We start from the raw sequence: 15,705 nt of genomic DNA, 5'->3' as shown, positions 1-15,705 counted from the left end.
GAATCTCCTTAGTCTTCGTTGCGGCTGCGTACAGCCAATGGGTCAAAAATCGCGTCACGCTTTTTCTGCAAACGAGCAGAGTTTTCCAGCGTTTTTTTCAGCGCTGGGTTTTTCAGCATGTCGTCGAGGGATTGGTTTTTGATGCGCAGCTTGGCGTACACCAGCTCAAGATCTGCGCGGGTAACGTCGGCCTTATGCATGGTCGTCACCTTGTGCAGACGTCTGCACTTTTTCTGCGGGTACTTGCAGGCTGTTTGCGGCGATGTAGTCCGGCCCATATAAGCCAGCGAACGGATCACGCGCCGGTGCGCGTTTAGCCGGTTGCTTGACCTTGATGTCGGTCGGCTGATTGCGATGTGCGAGGAAGTTGAACTTAGCCATGCTGCACCTCTTCAACTCCATTGCAGCCATTTTCAATCGCGTTGTTGGCGGCCTTATCAAACATTTCATGAATGATGGTCGCGCCAGATTCATCTTCATTTAGTAGTTCGGAGATGAATTCACGCAGAAACTCCGATTGATCTGTGATCTTGATGTTTGATAGCCCGTAATTTGGGCTATGTATGATTGCGTGAAGTAGTAAGGGCACGCCGATAGATATAGTTAACTTATCGTTGACAACATCAATTTCTAAAAAATTGTTTTCATTTGATTTCATATTGCACCTCTGGCGTGACGGTGACAGACACTGCGCCGAATTGATCGATGGCATCGGCGTGGGCATCAAACGATGAGGCGGCAATCGCGGAATAATGAAACGTGCCGGACTGGGTGCGGACAGTGATAGAAAATGCGCTCATGATTGCACCTCTGTGCTATCTGTTGAGTGATTCGTCACTGCGAATGTCGGGCAGGTTTTAAACCGTATTTTTGTTTGCTTATATCCATGCGTTGTGGAGGTAGCAATCGTGACGTCATTTTTTTTGAGTGCGACGAAGTCGTCGCTGCCATAGTACGAACAGTCTCGATAGACTTCGATGAAACCAAGACTGAGCATGGCATCGAATAGCCAATCATTGAGCTGAGCAGTGGTATTGAGACTGATAAATAAAATCGGGTAGCCGAGTAGATTACTGATCAGGGGATGGCTTTTATCCAGCTCGCCACTTATTGCTAATTCGATTTCGGCAATAAGTGGTTCTGCTTCTAAAATTACTCGTGCTGCAAGTTGAATTTCGCCTGTGCGATCTACAAAAGCCCGGCGATTTTCTTCAATTAGGCGCTGGTGGAATGTCTTCATGCCAGCACCTGTTTTTGCAGTGTCGCGGGTGAGATTTTTGCTGCAGCGGTGTTGCTTGTCGTTTGCATAATCGCTCCATCGGTTGTTGATGAAGCGAACTATAGCGCCGCTATATTTAAAATGCAATAGCAGTGCTATATGAAAAACTATATTTATTCATTGCTGTTTTTTTATAAAGTGTTTTGTGTTATTTTTTTACAACAAAGATATCTATTGAAGAAGGGGAGATTAAATGGCGATGCAGCAGTGTAGGGAATGCAAGGCGATGGTGAGCACGGAGGCAGCAGCGTGCCCTCAATGCGGCGTTAAGCATCCGACTGGGAAAAAGACCAGCAAGGTAACTATTTTTATTGCTGGAATTTTTGCGTTGGCGATCGTTGTTGGGTTGGCAGATAGCAATAAAACAAAATCAAGCCCACAAGCGCCGGAAAAAACGCCTGAGCAAATTGCAAAGGAAAAAGCTGATCAGGAGGCATTTGACCGCGTTGTTATTGCGTTGAAAGTAACAAAATCATCTCTAAAAGATCCATCGTCTGTAGAGTGGGCATCTATCGCTGCAGATGATAAAGCGGACGTAATCTGTATTGAATATCGTGCAAAAAATAGTTTTAATGCAACCGTGCTAAGTACTATTAGTTTTGCGGACGGAAAACCGTCGACTGATAAATCAATGTGGAATAAGCGTTGTGCTGGAAAGCGACTTTTTGATATGAAGAAAGCGCAATATGCGCTTTAGATAGGCTTATTTTTTGATGTGGCAATTAGTTTCATTAATTTAATTGCCGCATCATTTAACGTACCTGCCTCGCGCATGCAGAAATAGAGCTGGTTATCGGCCCATTTATCGATCAGCTGTACGATTTTTGCCGGGTATTTTGTGATGTATTGTTGAGCTTCTGTTTCTAGTGTAATCGCGATACCGATATTCGTTTGTGCGGCAAACCTGGCTTGTAACGTGAAGCTGTCGACACTCACTGGCGCACTGGTCGTTATCTTTAATTCTTCGGCCATCGCTGAAAGTATGGGCGTGATGTGTTCTAAGGTACTTACTTGAATGAGTGGGTACATCAGCGCAGAGCTTGCGGGGACTTCTTTATATCTGCTGAGTGGGTGTGATGTTGACATCAGCAGGCAGACTCTTTCTTTCCGATACGGTAGAAGCCGCAAGCCTTCGACGTGCGGGTCACCGGCGATGATGCCGATATCTGCAATGCCATCAATTACGAACCTGATAATGTCTGAAAAATCTGCGTTTTTCAGCGTTACTTTTGCGTTGGGCAGATCAATGAGTAATTGCTCTACTGCGCGAGGAACATCATTAAGTAGCAGTGATAAATCAGCTGCTAGAAAAATGCTTGGCTCTTTCAGGCGCTGCAGTGTTCGCTCTAGCCCCATTGTATTTTGCTGATATTGCAGGCAGTAGTTCAGCACTTCATGCCCGGCTTGCGTCAGTATCACTCTACCGTCACGGCTGGCCAGCGTCGCCCCGATCTTTTCTTCTATTCTTGTTAGTCGTTGCGACACGGCTGCTGTAGTGACGCCTAAGCGTTGTCCAGTTGCTGTAATGCTGAATTCTCGCGAAAGCGCGATGATCAATTCAATGTCTTTGGGGTCTAGTTGTCGCACATCTGCACAGTTAATAATTCCTGTGCGCAAGTTTTACAGTTTGGGGGTGGTATTGAAATGGAGAAACGGCAAGTGTTAAGCATTCGTTTACCAGCGTTCACGAAAACTTAACAAGAACTAACAAAATTTCCTATATATTTCCAATTCATAAATACTTTGTTACAACAAACTGTAAGGAGATTTCGATGGGGGTAGGCAGTATATGTGAGCGGCGCGCACGGTTAGACCGCGCTTTCAATAGCATGAGTATTGCTGGGCAGGATGTTGTATTGAATTTCGCCTGCGCGATGGAGTTGAGATTTCCAGCTCCGACGGCGCAGATCATCCCATTTACACGGGAAAAACCTTTGAGACGGATTCGGCGGCAATCAGAATAGAGTCTTTTCCCTCTGGAGAGCAGCTTCTGTATATATCGATGATTTTTTTCTCGCGGCGCGTGATTGCTGCGATTAAAAATGACTCGTCATCGTTCGGATCTTCGTCGCCGCATGCCAACCAGTGTAAGGACACTTTTAGTACTCTGGCCAGTGCTTGCGCGTGCTTAAGGTTAACTGACTTATTTCTCCCGCTGAGAATGCGGTTGATAGTCGATGCAGGGACGCCAGACAAGGTGGCGAGTAGTTTTTGGTCGATGATGCCAGAGGCTTTCATCGCAGTATCGAGGCGGCTTGCAATATCCATTCGCGGATTATGCAAGCCGTCTGAATCCTTTCAAAAGCCGTGTGCAAATTTACCATTTTTGGTAAAAGTGGAATTACATCTGTTTGCGCTGTTTTTCCTGCAGCAAAAATGATTCGATAAGCGCATCGAGTGAACTAGCAAATGCGGGGTTGCTGATCTGGGTAATTTTATCAAGCATAGGGGCGGGGAGATTGTCTAGTGCGCGCCGCCGCTCCGCACGTTCTTTTGCCTGGCTATACGCTTCCAATGCATCACTAGCGGCAATCTTAGCTCTGAGTTGCCCTTCATCATCTGCAGACAACATCATTTCAACAACGTCTTTAACGTATCGTGGCAATTCTTGATTTTTCTGAGTGACTGGATACGCTGTGCGTGACTCTTCAACTGTATGTATTTTTTGCGACCCGGCATAGGCTGCAGCATCGGCTATTTCTGCCGCTAGCCGCGGGCTAATTTCGTCGATTGAGATGCCGAAACCTTTGGCATATATCCGCGCTGCATCGAGGCTGATTGGTCGAACGGCGCGAATGTGCTGGTAGATCATCGCTTGACCACCGGGCATATTGTTATCGCGAGCAAATTTAGCCCGGTTGACCCCGTCAAACCGCGCCTTTAGCCGTTCGGCTTCCTCTTCTATCGTCCATATTCCCATAATTTAGCAATGCTATAGAAAATAAACTAGAGCATGGCTTGCTTCTTTTAATGTAGCAGTGCTATAGTTTCGACCATGAAACCACAAACACTTGCCATTATTGAAGCGATAGCCAAATTCGGCAGCCAAGTCGAGTTCGCGGTGTTCCTTAATGTGACGCCGGGTGCTGTCAATCAATGGACGAAGGAAATTCGTCCAGTCCCCGCCCGTTTTTGTCCGCGCATTGAGGCGCGGACTGGTGTTACGCGTGATCGTCTGCGACCAGACGACTGGCGTGAATACTGGCCTGACTATGAGCCGAAAGAAATCCATGAGCCTGCATGAGCTGCTTGCGTCAGCACAGATACCTGCCGCGCCGGTTGGTCTGCCTAGCTTGCATGAGCTGGTCATGATCGAGCGCCGGTTCATCGCTGCAACTGTGCGCGAACGGATCGCACCAGGAGTGATCGTTCGCCGTCGACCGACGGGCTGACGTAGGTTCCGGCCTCGATGTTGTTGAGCGCTTCGCCAATCGGCTCCGCCAGTGTGGGGTCATGTCTGACCAGCGCCTCAATGATGATCGAAAAACTCTGTGCAACGGCAATGCGCTGCGCATCGAGGATGGAGCTGAGGTAGTGGGATTGTTTGAGTAGTTCATTGAGTTGTTGTTGTGCCTGATGGCGTTGTTCTTGGCTGGTCATGGCGTCTGAATGATCGTCGCAATGCGGTCAGTGTAGTGCGCAGCAGAAAGAGTATTAACCACAAGAAGCGGGGGATGTTGTGAATATCAAGCAAGCATATCTAGGAATGATTAAGGCGTTTCCGGGCGGTTGGGACGCGATGGCGGCAGCGCTGGGCTTTTCGCGTGACGGGCTGGAAAACCGTATCTATGAGCGCAAGGGGCAGGATCTGCATGTGCAAACAGCGCTGCAGATGCAGTCGTTTTCCGGCACGACGTTGTTTGCGCAGGCGGTGGCCACGGCAGCAGGCGGCACGTTCTTGAAGTTGCCCGAAGTAGGTGAGGTGTGCAACGAAGATATCGCGACAAAATTTCATGAGCTGTATGCAGAGCTGGGCGAGTTGTCCGTGGAATTTCAGGCGGCGACGAAAGACGGCGAAGTCGACAAGCGTGAGCGTGAGCGCCTTAACGCGATTGTCGACCGCATGCATAAAACAATGGATGAATTGCGGACGTTGACGTTTCGCGTGTATTGCCACGAAACAGCGGCATCAGTGCGTGAGCGTAAGGAGCGGACACATGGCTAATCCATCCGTCCCTCGCGCTGGCTCACCGGCGCATATCGCTATTTGTTACGCAGTGCGTATGGGTGGCACTGCGCGGTTTTCTGAGATTGTGCAGCTGTTGAAGCCTGAGCATCAGAGTGTTTTTGCGTTTCGCCAGTATGTGATTCAGGCATTGCTTGATCTGGCGTATGTGACTGTCGGCGATGACTTTCTGAAAGCGACTACGGCGGGTAAAGAATATGCAGGTAAGCATGTTGGCAATTTGCTGCCGCAGTCGCAAAAATATGTGGGACAGATCGTGCCTGCGCGTTCTGTCGTTTCTACTGCAGCACTGGACGTGAACCGGCTGCGCCATACGCGGCCTATTCGACCTGGTGCGGACGATCATCTGCAGATCCCGTCGCTGATGGGGAATACGCGCAAGCTGCCAAGCGGTGAGGTAATCGGCTGATGATTTCTCCAGAAGACATTTGCAGAAATCAGATGATCGATGAGGGATATAACAATCTCCCAGAAGGTCATCCGATATTGAATGGCAAGATCCAGCGGTTTGGTAAGGGAAAGAAGAGCTGGTATATCGCTCGCAAAATTGAGCTGCCATCAGGCAAAGTGATTGTCAGCGGTGCATTCGGTACGTATCACGGCGACGATAACGGCGCGATTAAATTCAAGGGTGAAGCGGAGCGCATGTCTGATGTAGATCGGGCGGCGCTGATTCAACGTCAGAACGAACAGGCGCGTATCGAGCGGGAAAAAGAAGAAGAAAAACACCGCTTGGCTGCAAACCGGGCGCGTCAGCAGTGGGGCGAGGCTGTTGCGCATAATGACGAACGCCCGCATGCCTATCTGGTTAAAAAGCAGGTGTTGTCGTATGGCCTGCGTGTGGCCAGTGATGGCAATCTGCTGATGCCATTATGGTCGGATGGTGGTTGCGGCGCTGAGCTGCGCGGCCTGCAGAAGATCGATAGCAAGGGTAAAAAGCGTTTTAACGATGGCATTAACAAGGTCGGAGCTGCTTATCACCTGGGTGATATTCCTGCAGATGCTGAGCTGATCTATATCGGCGAGGGCTATGCCACGTGCGCGTCAGTGCTGCTTGCAGCACCCGGCTCATTTGTCGTTTGCGCCATTGATGCGGGTAATTTGATGCCTGTTGCTAAGCATATCCGTGCCGCCTATCCGAACGCGCATATTCGCTTTCTCGCGGACGATGATTACCTGTTGTTGTCTCGTTTCATCGAGCGCTTGCGCGAGCAATTCAATCTCTCTCTGCCAGAGCCGGTGATCGATGGAGAGACCAGATCGTATGAGGCTGCGGATGGCGAAAACGTCGATGTGACCGCGTGGTGGCGCAAAGACGCGCAGGGCATTGATTACATTGAATCAGACGTGCGTAAAGGCCGCTTGCAGCGAACAGAGTCATTTAAAAACGCAGGGCTGTATCGATCACATGAGGCTGCTGCTGCGGTCGGGAATGCGTCTGTCATCCACCCGATATTTAGCGCCCGCAATGGTGAAAAGTGGACGGACTTTAATGACCTGCACGTGCTTGAATCCCTTGACGCGGTAGCGTCACAAATCAATGCTGCTACGTCTCCCTCGCCCTCTGACGCAGATCAGGAAGACCCTCTTTACGATACTGCGGTTTCTGTGGTCTTACAGAGCAAGCGTGCCTCGATCTCGCTCGTGCAACGTCATTTGCGTATTGGATATAACCGTGCTGCCCGCCTGATTGAGCAGATGGAGTTGCAGGGGGTTGTCAGTGCTGCGAATAGCAATGGGATACGTGAAATTTTGCATATTGACTCCCCGCGCCCCTCTGATAGTGCAACAACACACCATTCAATTGTCGCCCCCGCGCCCCCATCGGGAGGTAACACATACCTAGCTAGTGCGGCTGGAGCGCCGCAAGGTGGAATTGTGAATAGTGCAGCGCAAGCGCTGCAAGGAAAAAACGAAGGGTTAATCAGCGCGGCTGAAGCGCCGCGTGGCAACGAGATAAATGCTGAACAAAAAAACGAAGCCAGTGATGAAGGTGCGACGTTTTCTGGTGCGCGTTCGCTTGAATGGGTGCTGGAGAATTGTGCGCAGATCTACGGCTCAACAGACGTATGGGATTCACTTAACCGGATACGGTTAAAACGTAGTGAGTTCACGTTGATGGTGACAAAGGCGCGGGCGAAAGAGTGGGATGTGCATGAGAAGCGCAAGGTGATTTCGCTCAATGCTGATGCCAGCGCCGCGCCTGCGGCAAAGGGGGGCGGGGGCGATGGTAAGAAGAAATCGAAGAAAGATTACGGCGATGACTTTTGGGACAAGGTTGATCGTTTGAACAAGAATTTTGCGCTGATTTATGGGCTGGATGAGGTGTGGGATGGTGAACTGCGTCAGCTCTTAAAAATCAATCCTGTGCGCTTGGCGTTCGGTAATGATGCGGTGAAATTCTGGCTGAATAACCCGGACCGGAAGTTGATACCGATGGATCGCGTGGTGTTTGATCCGACGCTGAAAACTGACCCTGAGACCAGCGTCAATCTGTTTAACGGTTTTGGTATGGCTCCGGCTGCAGGGGATTACGGTTTAATTCTTGAACTGTTATTTCATCTCTGTAATGAAGATCAGGACGTGTTTCACTGGATCTGCTGCTGGCTTGCTTATCCGCTCCAAAACCCCGGCGCAAAGATGGCCACGGCCATCATCATGCACGGCGATGAGGGGTCGGGGAAAAACCTGTTTTTTGAGAAATGCATCAAGCATATCTATGGCGAGTACGGCGGCATCATCGGCAATGCTGAGATTGAATCGCAGTTCAATGAGTGGGCATCCAAGAAGCTATTCATGGTGTGTGATGAAGTGGTCACGCGGTCTGAATTGCGCCAGTTGAAGGGGCGATTAAAGCAGATCACGTCGAATGAGACGATCCGGATTAATCCGAAAAACATGACGGGCCGTGATGAAGCAAATCACATCAATTTCGTTTTTCTGTCGAATGAGTTGCAGCCGCTTGCGCTGGATAAAACAGACCGGCGTTACCTGGTGATATGGACGCCGCCAAAGCAGCCTTTGTCGTACTACAAGGAAGTGGCGGCGCAGATGTTTAACGGTGGGAATGAAGCGTTTTATCACTTTCTCTTGAACTATGACGTGGGCGATTTTAACGAGCATACGCAACCGCTGATGACACAGGCAAAGGCTGATCTGATTGACCTCGGTTTGTCGCCTGCAGAGCGATTTTATCGCGAATGGTCGGGCGGATTGTTGCCGCTGCCGTTTGTGTGTTGCTCTGCGATGCAGCTGTATGCGGCGTTTTGCCGATGGTCATACCTGAATGGCGAGCGGTTCCCGGCCACACAAACCATGTTCGGGCGAACGATCACTCGTATTGGCTTTGGTAGCGTCAGTAAAGGGCAGGTGAAGTACGGGCTTGGTGAGTCTGAGGCGAAGCAGTGCACGGTGTATCTGGTTGGTGATCAGCCGGAAGGAACAACGCGAGAGAACTGGGTTGCCGGTGCATCGAATTTATTTGAAAAGGCGCTGCAGAAGTATCGACACGTCTACGAAAGTACAGAGCCGAATGATAGTTAACTATCAACAAGCCGGAAACTATCAACATGCGAAGCGTTAATACTGGTGCGGGTTTGTGGACTGTTTGTATAGTTTGATAGTTCTTACACGTGCATGTGTGCGCGAGAGTTTATTTCTTATGTAGCGCAATTAATTTGTTTTGTTTCATAGACCTCATTTTTAACTATCAAACTATATAAACCATCCACAAAGCTAATACAGATAAGGGTTTTAATAGATTGATAGTTGTATGACAGTTTGACGGTTAAGTAAATAGTAATGAATTGGAGGGTGTGATGGATTTGAGAGCTGTAATGCCGATGACTGCTGCCCGTATTGATCGAATGAGAAAAGAGTTGGGGACTGGTGTGGTGAATGAAATGTTACGTGCAGCAATGGCAGGGCAACCGGGGAAATTCTTTGCGATGGAAAACCACCGGACATTCGGTACGCCTGAAACGACAGCGACATCGGTGATTTGCTGGGATGAATCAGATCGATGCAGCAGACGCGATCCGCAGTGGATGATTGATGCGACGGCATTTGCAAACAGCATAGGGATTGAGATTGAGGTGCGGGATGAGCAGGATCACGAAGAAGCAAGGGAACGGGCGAAATTGTTGCGTAAAATTTTGAGAGAGGCGAAGTATGCGTAATGCAGTTGAATTAAGTTTTGAGCGGCAAATGGAAAATTGGCGTAACACCGTCAGAGTTGGATGTGGCGGCAATGGCGGTAGCTGTTGTGCTGGCTGGGCTGCTAAGTATGTTGCTGCACGAAATAAGCAGGAAGAAATGCTTGCGCTTGAATTGGAAATTATCAAGCCGGGAACAGCGCTTTATTCAACTGATGTCGATGAGTTGAATGGATGGTTGGTTGAGTATGCTGTACGGTCAATTCCTTATTTTGATCAGGTTCAGGTGTTACGATTCCACCACGTTTTTCAGTATCCAAACCACTTCATCAAGAACAAGCTGCGCGTACATAATCCTCGTATTAACGATTCAAGTTTGCGCATTGTGTTGGGTCGCGCAGAATCTAATTTAAAAAACATTCTTGAAAAGTTACAAAGCCCTGCTAAAATTCGGTCTTACAATTTGCACGCACGGTGTGTTCCGCGCCCGATGGCTAAGCCTGTCCCTGTAGGGACGGCTGCGCCTTCGGAAAGTTAATAAAGCCCTGATCGACTTATCGTTGATCGGGGCTTTTCGTTTTTACTCACAGGAGTAGTTATGGAAAATCAACATCGTAAGATCAAGGGTTATCGTGAATTGTCTGCTGAGGAAATTCAGTTGATGAACGATATCAAAGAAAAAGGTGAACAGCTTCGGGCTTTGATTGTGAGGATTGAGGCTTCAATTAAAGATGTACCACCAGTTGAAAATGGCATCTCGTTTGAAGCAGACCACCCCATGTATTGGCTGCGTTACGCTGATGGCTGTTTTAGAAATGGAATCATGTATGCAGTTCGTTCAGTAGCCCAGCCGGGATCATATTAATTCTCTAGCCCGGGCGTGTACGTCGCCCTTGCCCGTAATGTTTAGCCGCATTACGGGCATTTCTTTTTATACTTTGTGCATACGTCTGCATATGTAGGACTTCTATGTCAGCGATATCGGTTCGTGGTGTATCTGAGATGGTGTCAAACTTTAACGAGTTCACTGTAAATCAGGCACCGTTCGCAATGGCGCGAGCACTGACTGCTACTGCAAAGGCAGCATCGGCAGCTGTTACCGATCACATCGCCATGGTGTTTGATCAGCCGACTACATTCACAAAGCGAGCGATGGGATTTTCCCCAGCTGATAAGACGACGCTGAAGGCAAGTGTTTATGTCAAAGATATACAGGCGTCGTATCTCGTTGCTGAGATGGACGGCGGCTTACGTGGGTTTAAAACATTTGAAGAGAAATTCGGCGGGAAAGATGCTGTTGAGTATGCGATGCCAGGGAAGGATGCAAAGCGAAATTCCTTTGGAAATATGACGAAAGCCCAGATCGTCAAACTGGCGAATCAGATTAGTGACGGTAAAAACAGCAAGGTCTTTCGCGGCGTATCACGTAAAAATCCGGCGCTTGACATCATCTATGCGAGAACTGAAGGCAATACAAAGTTGGTTCCGCAGCTCGTATTCACAAAGAAAGCGAACTACAAGCCTATATTCAAATTTGAGCAGACTGTGAGTGATACTGCCGCATCGAAGTTTGTCCAAAATTTCCAGCAATCGTGGGATGCCGCTGTGAAATCAATGAAGCGATAGCCTGTCCCTGTGCGGCTTGGGTCCTCCCCGGACTTTTAGCTCACGTGGGTAATTCGCGCGCGTGGACTGCCTGCTGAATGAATTTTTTTTGGGTGGTCACATTCGGTGGTCGGTGGTCACTAGCAGTGGTCAGTCTTCAAACCATAATTTCGCGAGTTATCTATGTCATCAAAGCAATCGGCGAGCGGCGAAGTCAGCTTGCGGGCGTATGCGCGGCATCGTGGTGTTGCGCTGAGTGCGGTACAAAAAGCAATTACATCCGGGCGCATTAAAAAAACAGCAGGCGGCAAGATAAATATTGTTGCTGCTGATCTTGCATGGGCGGCGAATACCGATCTCGCAAAGCGCCCACCCGATGCTGCCGCGTTTGATCTGCCGGATTTATCAGATCCTGACGATGACATCGATGATAGCGATGCACCGGTTACGTCTGAATATCAAAAACATCGGGCGAACCGCGAAGAAATCCGCGTTAAAAAGGAGCAGCTTGAGCTGGATATGTTGATGGGCAACACCATCGATCTGGCCGATGCTCAGCGAATTATTTTTACAGCGATGCGCACGATTCGTGACGCCATCATGAATGTTCCCGCTCGCAACAAAGATCTGCTGGCAGCAGAAAAAGACCCTGCACGTATTGAAGCGCTACTCGAATCTGAGCTGGCTGCGGCATTGCAGTCCATCGATGTGAAGTCTGCACTGAAGGAACAACCAAACGAAGAGGAAACGGAGGATGGGAGCCACTGACGCATTTTTGCAAACCATCGCCGATGCGATTCGTCCGGATGAGCGAATCGGCATTGCTGAATGGGCGGCTCGCTATCGCATCCTGCCCGAGACAAGTCCGGAACCTGGCCGCTGGCGCAATGAGCGGACTCCATATCTGGTCGGCATTATGGATGCGCTGTCTGGCATTCCAAGTAAAGTCACCCGCTATGCTCATGATGATGACACTGTATTTGAAAACAACTTCGTCAGAATCGTCGCAATGCAAAAGGGTCACCAGCTGGGTGGCTCGGCACTAGGTGAAAATTTTGTCGGTAAAAACATCACATCAGCGGCGGGCAATATGCTCGCCGTTTTTGCAACGATTGATGATGCGGAAAAGTGGGAGTTAGATCGCTTCGAGCCGATGCGTCATTCAACGCCAGAGCTGCGAAAGCGCATTCCGGCATCGGGAAAAAAAGGCAGCAACAACACAAAGCTGCGCAAAAAATTCCCCGGTGGGATGCTCAACTTCGTTGGTGCAACAAAAGCAGGGCGTTTAAAGTCATCCACGATTCGTTATGTTCTGCTTGAAGAAGTCGATGAATATCAACTGAACGTCGACGGACAAGGCAACCCCATTGATCTGGTGCTCAACAGGACAAGCAACTACGGAAAGCGCGCCAAGATATTTGCCAATTCAACCCCCACGGTTGAAGGCAGATCACAGATTCAAAAGCTCTACCTGCGCGGCGATCAGCGCAGATACTTTGTCCATTGCCCTGATTGCGGCCATCCTCAGTTTTTCAAATGGTCAAATCTCCGGTGGACAGCCGGTGCACCTGAAACCGCTGTGTATCACTGCGAAAAACCCGGCTGCGGCGTTGGAAGTCCGGAGCATGAATGGAAGACAGTCGGCTATGACAACGCCTACTGGATGCCGACAGCAAAAGGCGATGGCGAGACAGCCAGCTTTCATTTAAGCGCACTGTACGCGCCGCTAGGCTGGCGTTCATGGGCATCTGCAGCACGCGATTGGGAAGTTGCTCAGAGCGACCCGATCAAGATGATTGAATTCATCAACAACTTTCTTGCAGAGTGCTGGAAAGATCGCAGTAAAGAAGTCAACTGGAAAAAAATAAAAGCGCGGGCAGAGCCTTACAAGCCGCGTGAAATACCCAAAGGCTGCTTGATATTGACAGCTGCTGTTGATACGCAAGGTAACCGGCTTGAAGTTGGCATCGACGGATGGGGAAGGGGGATGACCAACTGGACGATAGATCACATCGTCATTTACGGAGATCCAACAACGCAGGCGCCGTGGGATGAGCTGGACAAAATACTTGAGACCAGCTTCACGAATTCCTTCGGCGTCGATATGCGCATATCCCTTTGCGGTATCGATTCCGGTGGTAACGCAACACAAGAGGTCTATGACTACTGCAGATTACGCCAGCATCGCGGCGTCTTTGCACTGAAGGGCGCGAAAGAACGGCATAAACCCATCATCGGTCGGCCAACGTCACAAGATGTCACCGCAAAAGGCAAGACGATTGTCAACGGTGTACAGCTCTGGCCAATTGGTACTGACACTGCGAAAGATAGGATTTTTGCAGCCATTCTGACTGATGAAGAAGCGCTCCCATCAGATCGTCGTTTGCATTTTCCAGATGGACTCGATGACGAGTATTACGAGCAGCTAGTTTCCGAGGCATATAACCCGTCAAAAGATCGATGGGATCAGCTGCGCCCGCGTAATGAAGTACTTGACTGCAAAGTCTATAACCTGGCCTGCGCATACCATCCGCGCTTGCGTATCAACATGATGCGCGATCACGACTGGATAGAGCTGGAAAACGTTATCGAGCCACGCATTGGCGATCTTTTCTCATCCCCATTGCCGCCGTTGCAGACTGAAGCTGCCCCGAGCACTGAAGAAATTAATGTGCAGACGTCTGCACATGCAGATCCACCCGCAACACAAAGCCCAGCAGTACCTATCCCTTCATCAACGACTGACGATGATGAAGAAACATCGCGCCCGCGATCAGGTGGCTGGATCAATCCACGTAGAAACTGGCTGAGTAGATAATGGAATACACACAAGAAGACTTAAATCAGCTTAATAAAGCGATCAAATCCGGACGGTTCACCGTTGAATACGATGGTCAGAAGGTGACGTATCGTAGTCTCGATGAGCTGATCCGCGCTCGCAACCTCATCAAATCAGAGCTGGCTGAAACATATAGGCGAGGGGCAAGCATTGCCTCATTTGTCAGGGGGTAATCAATGAATCTACTTGACAGAATGATCGGCGAATTAATGCCAGAGCGTGGATTGCGTCGTGCGCGGGCGCGTGCTGCATTCAATGTTGCCAAGCAAATCAGTCAGCGCGGTTTCGATGCGGCTAAGTCAGGGCCACGTACAGGAAACTGGAAAGGCAGTAGCGGCAGCGTGAATGCAGAGTTAGCCGGTGGCATTAATGTGATCCGCAACCGCTCTCGCGACTTGATTGCGAACAACGGCTATATCAAACATGCACTCAAGGTTTTATGTAGCAACATCATTGGAACAGGCATCGTCCCAAAGTATGAAGATGACAAACTGAAAAAGCTCTGGGCAACATGGTCACGGCTTGAATGTGATGCAAACGGATTACTCGGGTTCGGTGGGTTGCAGTCACAGATCGTGCGTGCAATATGGGGTGATGGCGAAGTATTAATCCGGTTTCGTATTCGTCGACCAGAAGATGGCTTAACCGTACCGCTGCAGTTGCAAGTGCTTGAAGCAGACTATCTGGATACGCAAAAGACCGGTGAAACATCAAATGGATTTTGCATTTGTGGTGTGCAGTTTAATTTCTTTGGTCAGCGCCTCGGCTACTGGTTATTTGATAAACACCCCGGAGAAATCGCGGCGCTGCCAAGAAGCCTGACAAGTCGCTTCGTTCCTGCATCAGAAATCCTGCATTTATTTGACCCACTCGGCAGGCCGGGGCAGGTACGGGGCATTTCTGAATTTGCAGTCAGCATCTGGAAGGCGCGTGATCTTGATGATTACCAAGATGCGCACTCCATCAGAAAGAAAATCGAAGCCTGCTTTGCCGCATTCGTCACGACAGATGATGCGCATTTGACTATGGGTCAAACGGCGATTCAACCCAATGCAAAAGGAAGACGGGTAGAAGAATTAAGCCCCGGCTTAATCGAGTATCTCAAGCCTGGCGAAACAGTTAATTTCTCAAACCCGCAGTCCAGTGATGGATATGAAGAAACCGTCCGTGTCGATCTGCGTGCGATTGCTGCTGGTACTGGTATCAGTTACGAGCAGTTGACCGGTGATTATTCGCAAGTCAACTTCACCAGTGGCCGCATGGGGAAAATGGAATTTAAAGCGATGGTCGAACAATTCCAATGGCTGGTTTTTATCCCCATGTTTTGCGATAAGGTTGCTGCAAAGTTTGCGCAGGTGGCTTATCTGAACGGGAATATCTCTAAGCCAGATGTATTGCCAGTCAGTTGGACAGCGCCGCGCATCCCATTGCTTGATCCTCTGCGTGAAGGTCAGGGATACAAGGTTATGCGCGAAATGAACGTCATGAGTCGCCAGCAAATCATTCGCGAGCTGGGCGACGATCCGGACGAAGTAGATGCTGAAATCGAAGCAGACAAATATCCAATGTCAGCAGAGAGCAGCGCAAAGCGTCAGGAGCAAGAAAAGACACGAAAGGATCTGTTGAAAGAACCTTGATTAAC

Annotated in this window: 22 protein-coding genes; 13 read left to right on the top strand and 9 right to left on the bottom strand. The window is 49.4% G+C overall.

Translation table 11 applies throughout. From position 1 onward, the window contains the following. Nucleotides 1-8: 8 nt before the first annotated feature. The 5 genes from H8K29_RS06250 to H8K29_RS06230 are packed head-to-tail and all read right to left on the bottom strand — an operon-like array spanning nt 9 to nt 1,366. A complete protein-coding gene (locus H8K29_RS06250; protein WP_186896874.1) occupies nt 9-200 on the bottom strand; it encodes a hypothetical protein in 192 nt (63 codons plus the stop codon). Beyond that, complete coding sequence (locus tag H8K29_RS06245) at nt 193-381, bottom strand: hypothetical protein (RefSeq protein ID WP_186896873.1); 189 nt, start codon at nt 379-381, stop codon at nt 193-195. Before H8K29_RS06245 ends, H8K29_RS06250 begins: the two co-directional genes overlap by 8 nt. Next, entirely contained in the window at nt 374-658 is a 285-nt protein-coding gene (locus tag H8K29_RS06240; protein WP_186896872.1) for a hypothetical protein, read from the bottom strand. The genes H8K29_RS06245 and H8K29_RS06240 overlap by 8 nt, the downstream gene beginning before the upstream one ends. Next, on the bottom strand, nt 645-800 hold the full coding sequence (locus tag H8K29_RS06235) for a hypothetical protein (protein WP_186896871.1): 156 nt from the start codon (nt 798-800) through the stop codon (nt 645-647). The genes H8K29_RS06240 and H8K29_RS06235 overlap by 14 nt, the downstream gene beginning before the upstream one ends. Continuing rightward, the gene (locus tag H8K29_RS06230) at nt 797-1,366 is read right to left on the bottom strand and encodes a hypothetical protein (protein WP_186896870.1); all 570 of its coding nucleotides are present in this window, start codon (nt 1,364-1,366) and stop codon (nt 797-799) included. Before H8K29_RS06230 ends, H8K29_RS06235 begins: the two co-directional genes overlap by 4 nt. Nucleotides 1,367-1,472: 106 nt before the next feature. On the opposite strand from H8K29_RS06230, the gene H8K29_RS06225 reads away from it, so the two are divergent. After that, on the top strand, nt 1,473-1,976 hold the full coding sequence (locus H8K29_RS06225) for a hypothetical protein (RefSeq protein WP_186896869.1): 504 nt from the start codon (nt 1,473-1,475) through the stop codon (nt 1,974-1,976). On the opposite strand, the gene H8K29_RS06220 is transcribed toward H8K29_RS06225, so the two are convergent. The 3 genes from H8K29_RS06220 to H8K29_RS06210 all read right to left on the bottom strand — a co-directional run bounded on the left by H8K29_RS06220 (nt 1,973) and on the right by H8K29_RS06210 (nt 4,199). Further along, nucleotides 1,973-2,866, bottom strand: a complete 894-nt coding sequence (locus H8K29_RS06220) for a LysR family transcriptional regulator (RefSeq protein ID WP_186896868.1) — start codon at nt 2,864-2,866, stop codon at nt 1,973-1,975. The genes H8K29_RS06225 and H8K29_RS06220 overlap by 4 nt on opposite strands. A 330-nt stretch (nt 2,867-3,196) precedes the next feature. Beyond that, on the bottom strand, nt 3,197-3,547 hold the full coding sequence (locus H8K29_RS06215; RefSeq protein ID WP_186896867.1) for a helix-turn-helix domain-containing protein: 351 nt from the start codon (nt 3,545-3,547) through the stop codon (nt 3,197-3,199). Nucleotides 3,548-3,620: 73 nt separating this feature from the next. Further along, nucleotides 3,621-4,199, bottom strand: coding sequence for a hypothetical protein (locus tag H8K29_RS06210; protein WP_186896866.1), 579 nt, complete (start codon nt 4,197-4,199; stop codon nt 3,621-3,623). A 75-nt stretch (nt 4,200-4,274) separates the two neighbouring features. Between H8K29_RS06210 and H8K29_RS06205 the strand changes: the two genes are divergently transcribed. Beyond that, nucleotides 4,275-4,523: a Cro/CI family transcriptional regulator gene (locus tag H8K29_RS06205; protein ID WP_186896865.1), complete on the top strand. Its 249-nt coding sequence runs from the start codon at nt 4,275-4,277 to the stop codon at nt 4,521-4,523. Nucleotides 4,524-4,603: 80 nt separating this feature from the next. Here H8K29_RS06205 and H8K29_RS06200 read toward each other — a convergent pair whose 3' ends face one another. Then, nucleotides 4,604-4,879: a hypothetical protein gene (locus H8K29_RS06200; protein ID WP_186896864.1), complete on the bottom strand. Its 276-nt coding sequence runs from the start codon at nt 4,877-4,879 to the stop codon at nt 4,604-4,606. A gap of 79 nt (nt 4,880-4,958) precedes the next feature. Between H8K29_RS06200 and H8K29_RS06195 the strand changes: the two genes are divergently transcribed. From H8K29_RS06195 to H8K29_RS06145, 11 genes are all read left to right on the top strand, one after another. Further along, a complete protein-coding gene (locus H8K29_RS06195) occupies nt 4,959-5,444 on the top strand; it encodes a YmfL family putative regulatory protein (RefSeq protein WP_186896863.1) in 486 nt (161 codons plus the stop codon). After that, nucleotides 5,437-5,874, top strand: a complete 438-nt coding sequence (locus H8K29_RS06190; protein ID WP_186896862.1) for a hypothetical protein — start codon at nt 5,437-5,439, stop codon at nt 5,872-5,874. The genes H8K29_RS06195 and H8K29_RS06190 overlap by 8 nt, the downstream gene beginning before the upstream one ends. Beyond that, nucleotides 5,874-9,008: a DNA translocase FtsK gene (locus H8K29_RS18120; RefSeq protein WP_186896861.1), complete on the top strand. Its 3,135-nt coding sequence runs from the start codon at nt 5,874-5,876 to the stop codon at nt 9,006-9,008. Before H8K29_RS06190 ends, H8K29_RS18120 begins: the two co-directional genes overlap by 1 nt. Before the next feature lie 275 nt (nt 9,009-9,283). Then, nucleotides 9,284-9,643 carry a hypothetical protein gene (locus H8K29_RS06180; RefSeq protein ID WP_186896860.1) on the top strand — a complete coding sequence of 120 codons (360 nt, stop codon included), beginning with the start codon at nt 9,284-9,286 and terminating at the stop codon, nt 9,641-9,643. After that, complete coding sequence (locus H8K29_RS06175; RefSeq protein WP_186896859.1) at nt 9,636-10,157, top strand: hypothetical protein; 522 nt, start codon at nt 9,636-9,638, stop codon at nt 10,155-10,157. Before H8K29_RS06180 ends, H8K29_RS06175 begins: the two co-directional genes overlap by 8 nt. A 60-nt stretch (nt 10,158-10,217) precedes the next feature. Then, entirely contained in the window at nt 10,218-10,484 is a 267-nt protein-coding gene (locus H8K29_RS06170; RefSeq protein WP_186896858.1) for a hypothetical protein, read from the top strand. Between the two features lie 104 nt (nt 10,485-10,588). After that, the gene (locus tag H8K29_RS06165) at nt 10,589-11,245 is read left to right on the top strand and encodes a hypothetical protein (protein ID WP_186896857.1); all 657 of its coding nucleotides are present in this window, start codon (nt 10,589-10,591) and stop codon (nt 11,243-11,245) included. Between the two features lie 162 nt (nt 11,246-11,407). Next, nucleotides 11,408-11,992 carry a hypothetical protein gene (locus H8K29_RS06160; protein ID WP_186896856.1) on the top strand — a complete coding sequence of 195 codons (585 nt, stop codon included), beginning with the start codon at nt 11,408-11,410 and terminating at the stop codon, nt 11,990-11,992. Then, nucleotides 11,979-14,042, top strand: a complete 2,064-nt coding sequence (locus tag H8K29_RS06155; RefSeq protein WP_186896855.1) for a phage terminase large subunit family protein — start codon at nt 11,979-11,981, stop codon at nt 14,040-14,042. Before H8K29_RS06160 ends, H8K29_RS06155 begins: the two co-directional genes overlap by 14 nt. Then, complete coding sequence (locus H8K29_RS06150) at nt 14,042-14,236, top strand: phage head-tail joining protein (protein WP_186896854.1); 195 nt, start codon at nt 14,042-14,044, stop codon at nt 14,234-14,236. The genes H8K29_RS06155 and H8K29_RS06150 overlap by 1 nt, the downstream gene beginning before the upstream one ends. Nucleotides 14,237-14,239: 3 nt before the next feature. Continuing rightward, the gene (locus H8K29_RS06145) at nt 14,240-15,700 is read left to right on the top strand and encodes a phage portal protein (protein ID WP_186896853.1); all 1,461 of its coding nucleotides are present in this window, start codon (nt 14,240-14,242) and stop codon (nt 15,698-15,700) included. Nucleotides 15,701-15,705 lie beyond the last annotated feature (5 nt).

The organism is Undibacterium sp. CY21W (assembly GCF_014284265.1).
In the GTDB taxonomy this organism is placed as follows: Bacteria; Pseudomonadota; Gammaproteobacteria; order Burkholderiales; family Burkholderiaceae_D; genus Undibacterium; species Undibacterium aquatile.
Note: the sequence above shows the minus strand (reverse complement) of the source record. Positions and strands in the feature narration are given on the sequence as shown.

What these genes read in the sequence shown, in the direction of transcription:
- H8K29_RS06170 (WP_186896858.1), top strand. Translation starts at nt 10,218, where the DNA reads ATGGAAAATCAACATCGTAAGATCAAGGGTTATCGTGAATTGTCTGCT.
- H8K29_RS06175 (WP_186896859.1), top strand. Translation starts at nt 9,636, where the DNA reads ATGCGTAATGCAGTTGAATTAAGTTTTGAGCGGCAAATGGAAAATTGG.
- H8K29_RS06215 (WP_186896867.1), bottom strand. Translation starts at nt 3,547, where the DNA reads ATGGATATTGCAAGCCGCCTCGATACTGCGATGAAAGCCTCTGGCATC.
- H8K29_RS06145 (WP_186896853.1), top strand. Translation starts at nt 14,240, where the DNA reads ATGAATCTACTTGACAGAATGATCGGCGAATTAATGCCAGAGCGTGGA.
- H8K29_RS06245 (WP_186896873.1), bottom strand. Translation starts at nt 381, where the DNA reads ATGGCTAAGTTCAACTTCCTCGCACATCGCAATCAGCCGACCGACATC.
- H8K29_RS06240 (WP_186896872.1), bottom strand. Translation starts at nt 658, where the DNA reads ATGAAATCAAATGAAAACAATTTTTTAGAAATTGATGTTGTCAACGAT.
- H8K29_RS06160 (WP_186896856.1), top strand. Translation starts at nt 11,408, where the DNA reads ATGTCATCAAAGCAATCGGCGAGCGGCGAAGTCAGCTTGCGGGCGTAT.
- H8K29_RS06210 (WP_186896866.1), bottom strand. Translation starts at nt 4,199, where the DNA reads ATGGGAATATGGACGATAGAAGAGGAAGCCGAACGGCTAAAGGCGCGG.
- H8K29_RS06150 (WP_186896854.1), top strand. Translation starts at nt 14,042, where the DNA reads ATGGAATACACACAAGAAGACTTAAATCAGCTTAATAAAGCGATCAAA.
- H8K29_RS06180 (WP_186896860.1), top strand. Translation starts at nt 9,284, where the DNA reads ATGGATTTGAGAGCTGTAATGCCGATGACTGCTGCCCGTATTGATCGA.
- H8K29_RS06235 (WP_186896871.1), bottom strand. Translation starts at nt 800, where the DNA reads ATGAGCGCATTTTCTATCACTGTCCGCACCCAGTCCGGCACGTTTCAT.
- H8K29_RS06225 (WP_186896869.1), top strand. Translation starts at nt 1,473, where the DNA reads ATGGCGATGCAGCAGTGTAGGGAATGCAAGGCGATGGTGAGCACGGAG.
- H8K29_RS06200 (WP_186896864.1), bottom strand. Translation starts at nt 4,879, where the DNA reads ATGACCAGCCAAGAACAACGCCATCAGGCACAACAACAACTCAATGAA.
- H8K29_RS06205 (WP_186896865.1), top strand. Translation starts at nt 4,275, where the DNA reads ATGAAACCACAAACACTTGCCATTATTGAAGCGATAGCCAAATTCGGC.
- H8K29_RS06190 (WP_186896862.1), top strand. Translation starts at nt 5,437, where the DNA reads ATGGCTAATCCATCCGTCCCTCGCGCTGGCTCACCGGCGCATATCGCT.
- H8K29_RS06165 (WP_186896857.1), top strand. Translation starts at nt 10,589, where the DNA reads ATGTCAGCGATATCGGTTCGTGGTGTATCTGAGATGGTGTCAAACTTT.
- H8K29_RS06155 (WP_186896855.1), top strand. Translation starts at nt 11,979, where the DNA reads ATGGGAGCCACTGACGCATTTTTGCAAACCATCGCCGATGCGATTCGT.
- H8K29_RS06250 (WP_186896874.1), bottom strand. Translation starts at nt 200, where the DNA reads ATGCATAAGGCCGACGTTACCCGCGCAGATCTTGAGCTGGTGTACGCC.
- H8K29_RS18120 (WP_186896861.1), top strand. Translation starts at nt 5,874, where the DNA reads ATGATTTCTCCAGAAGACATTTGCAGAAATCAGATGATCGATGAGGGA.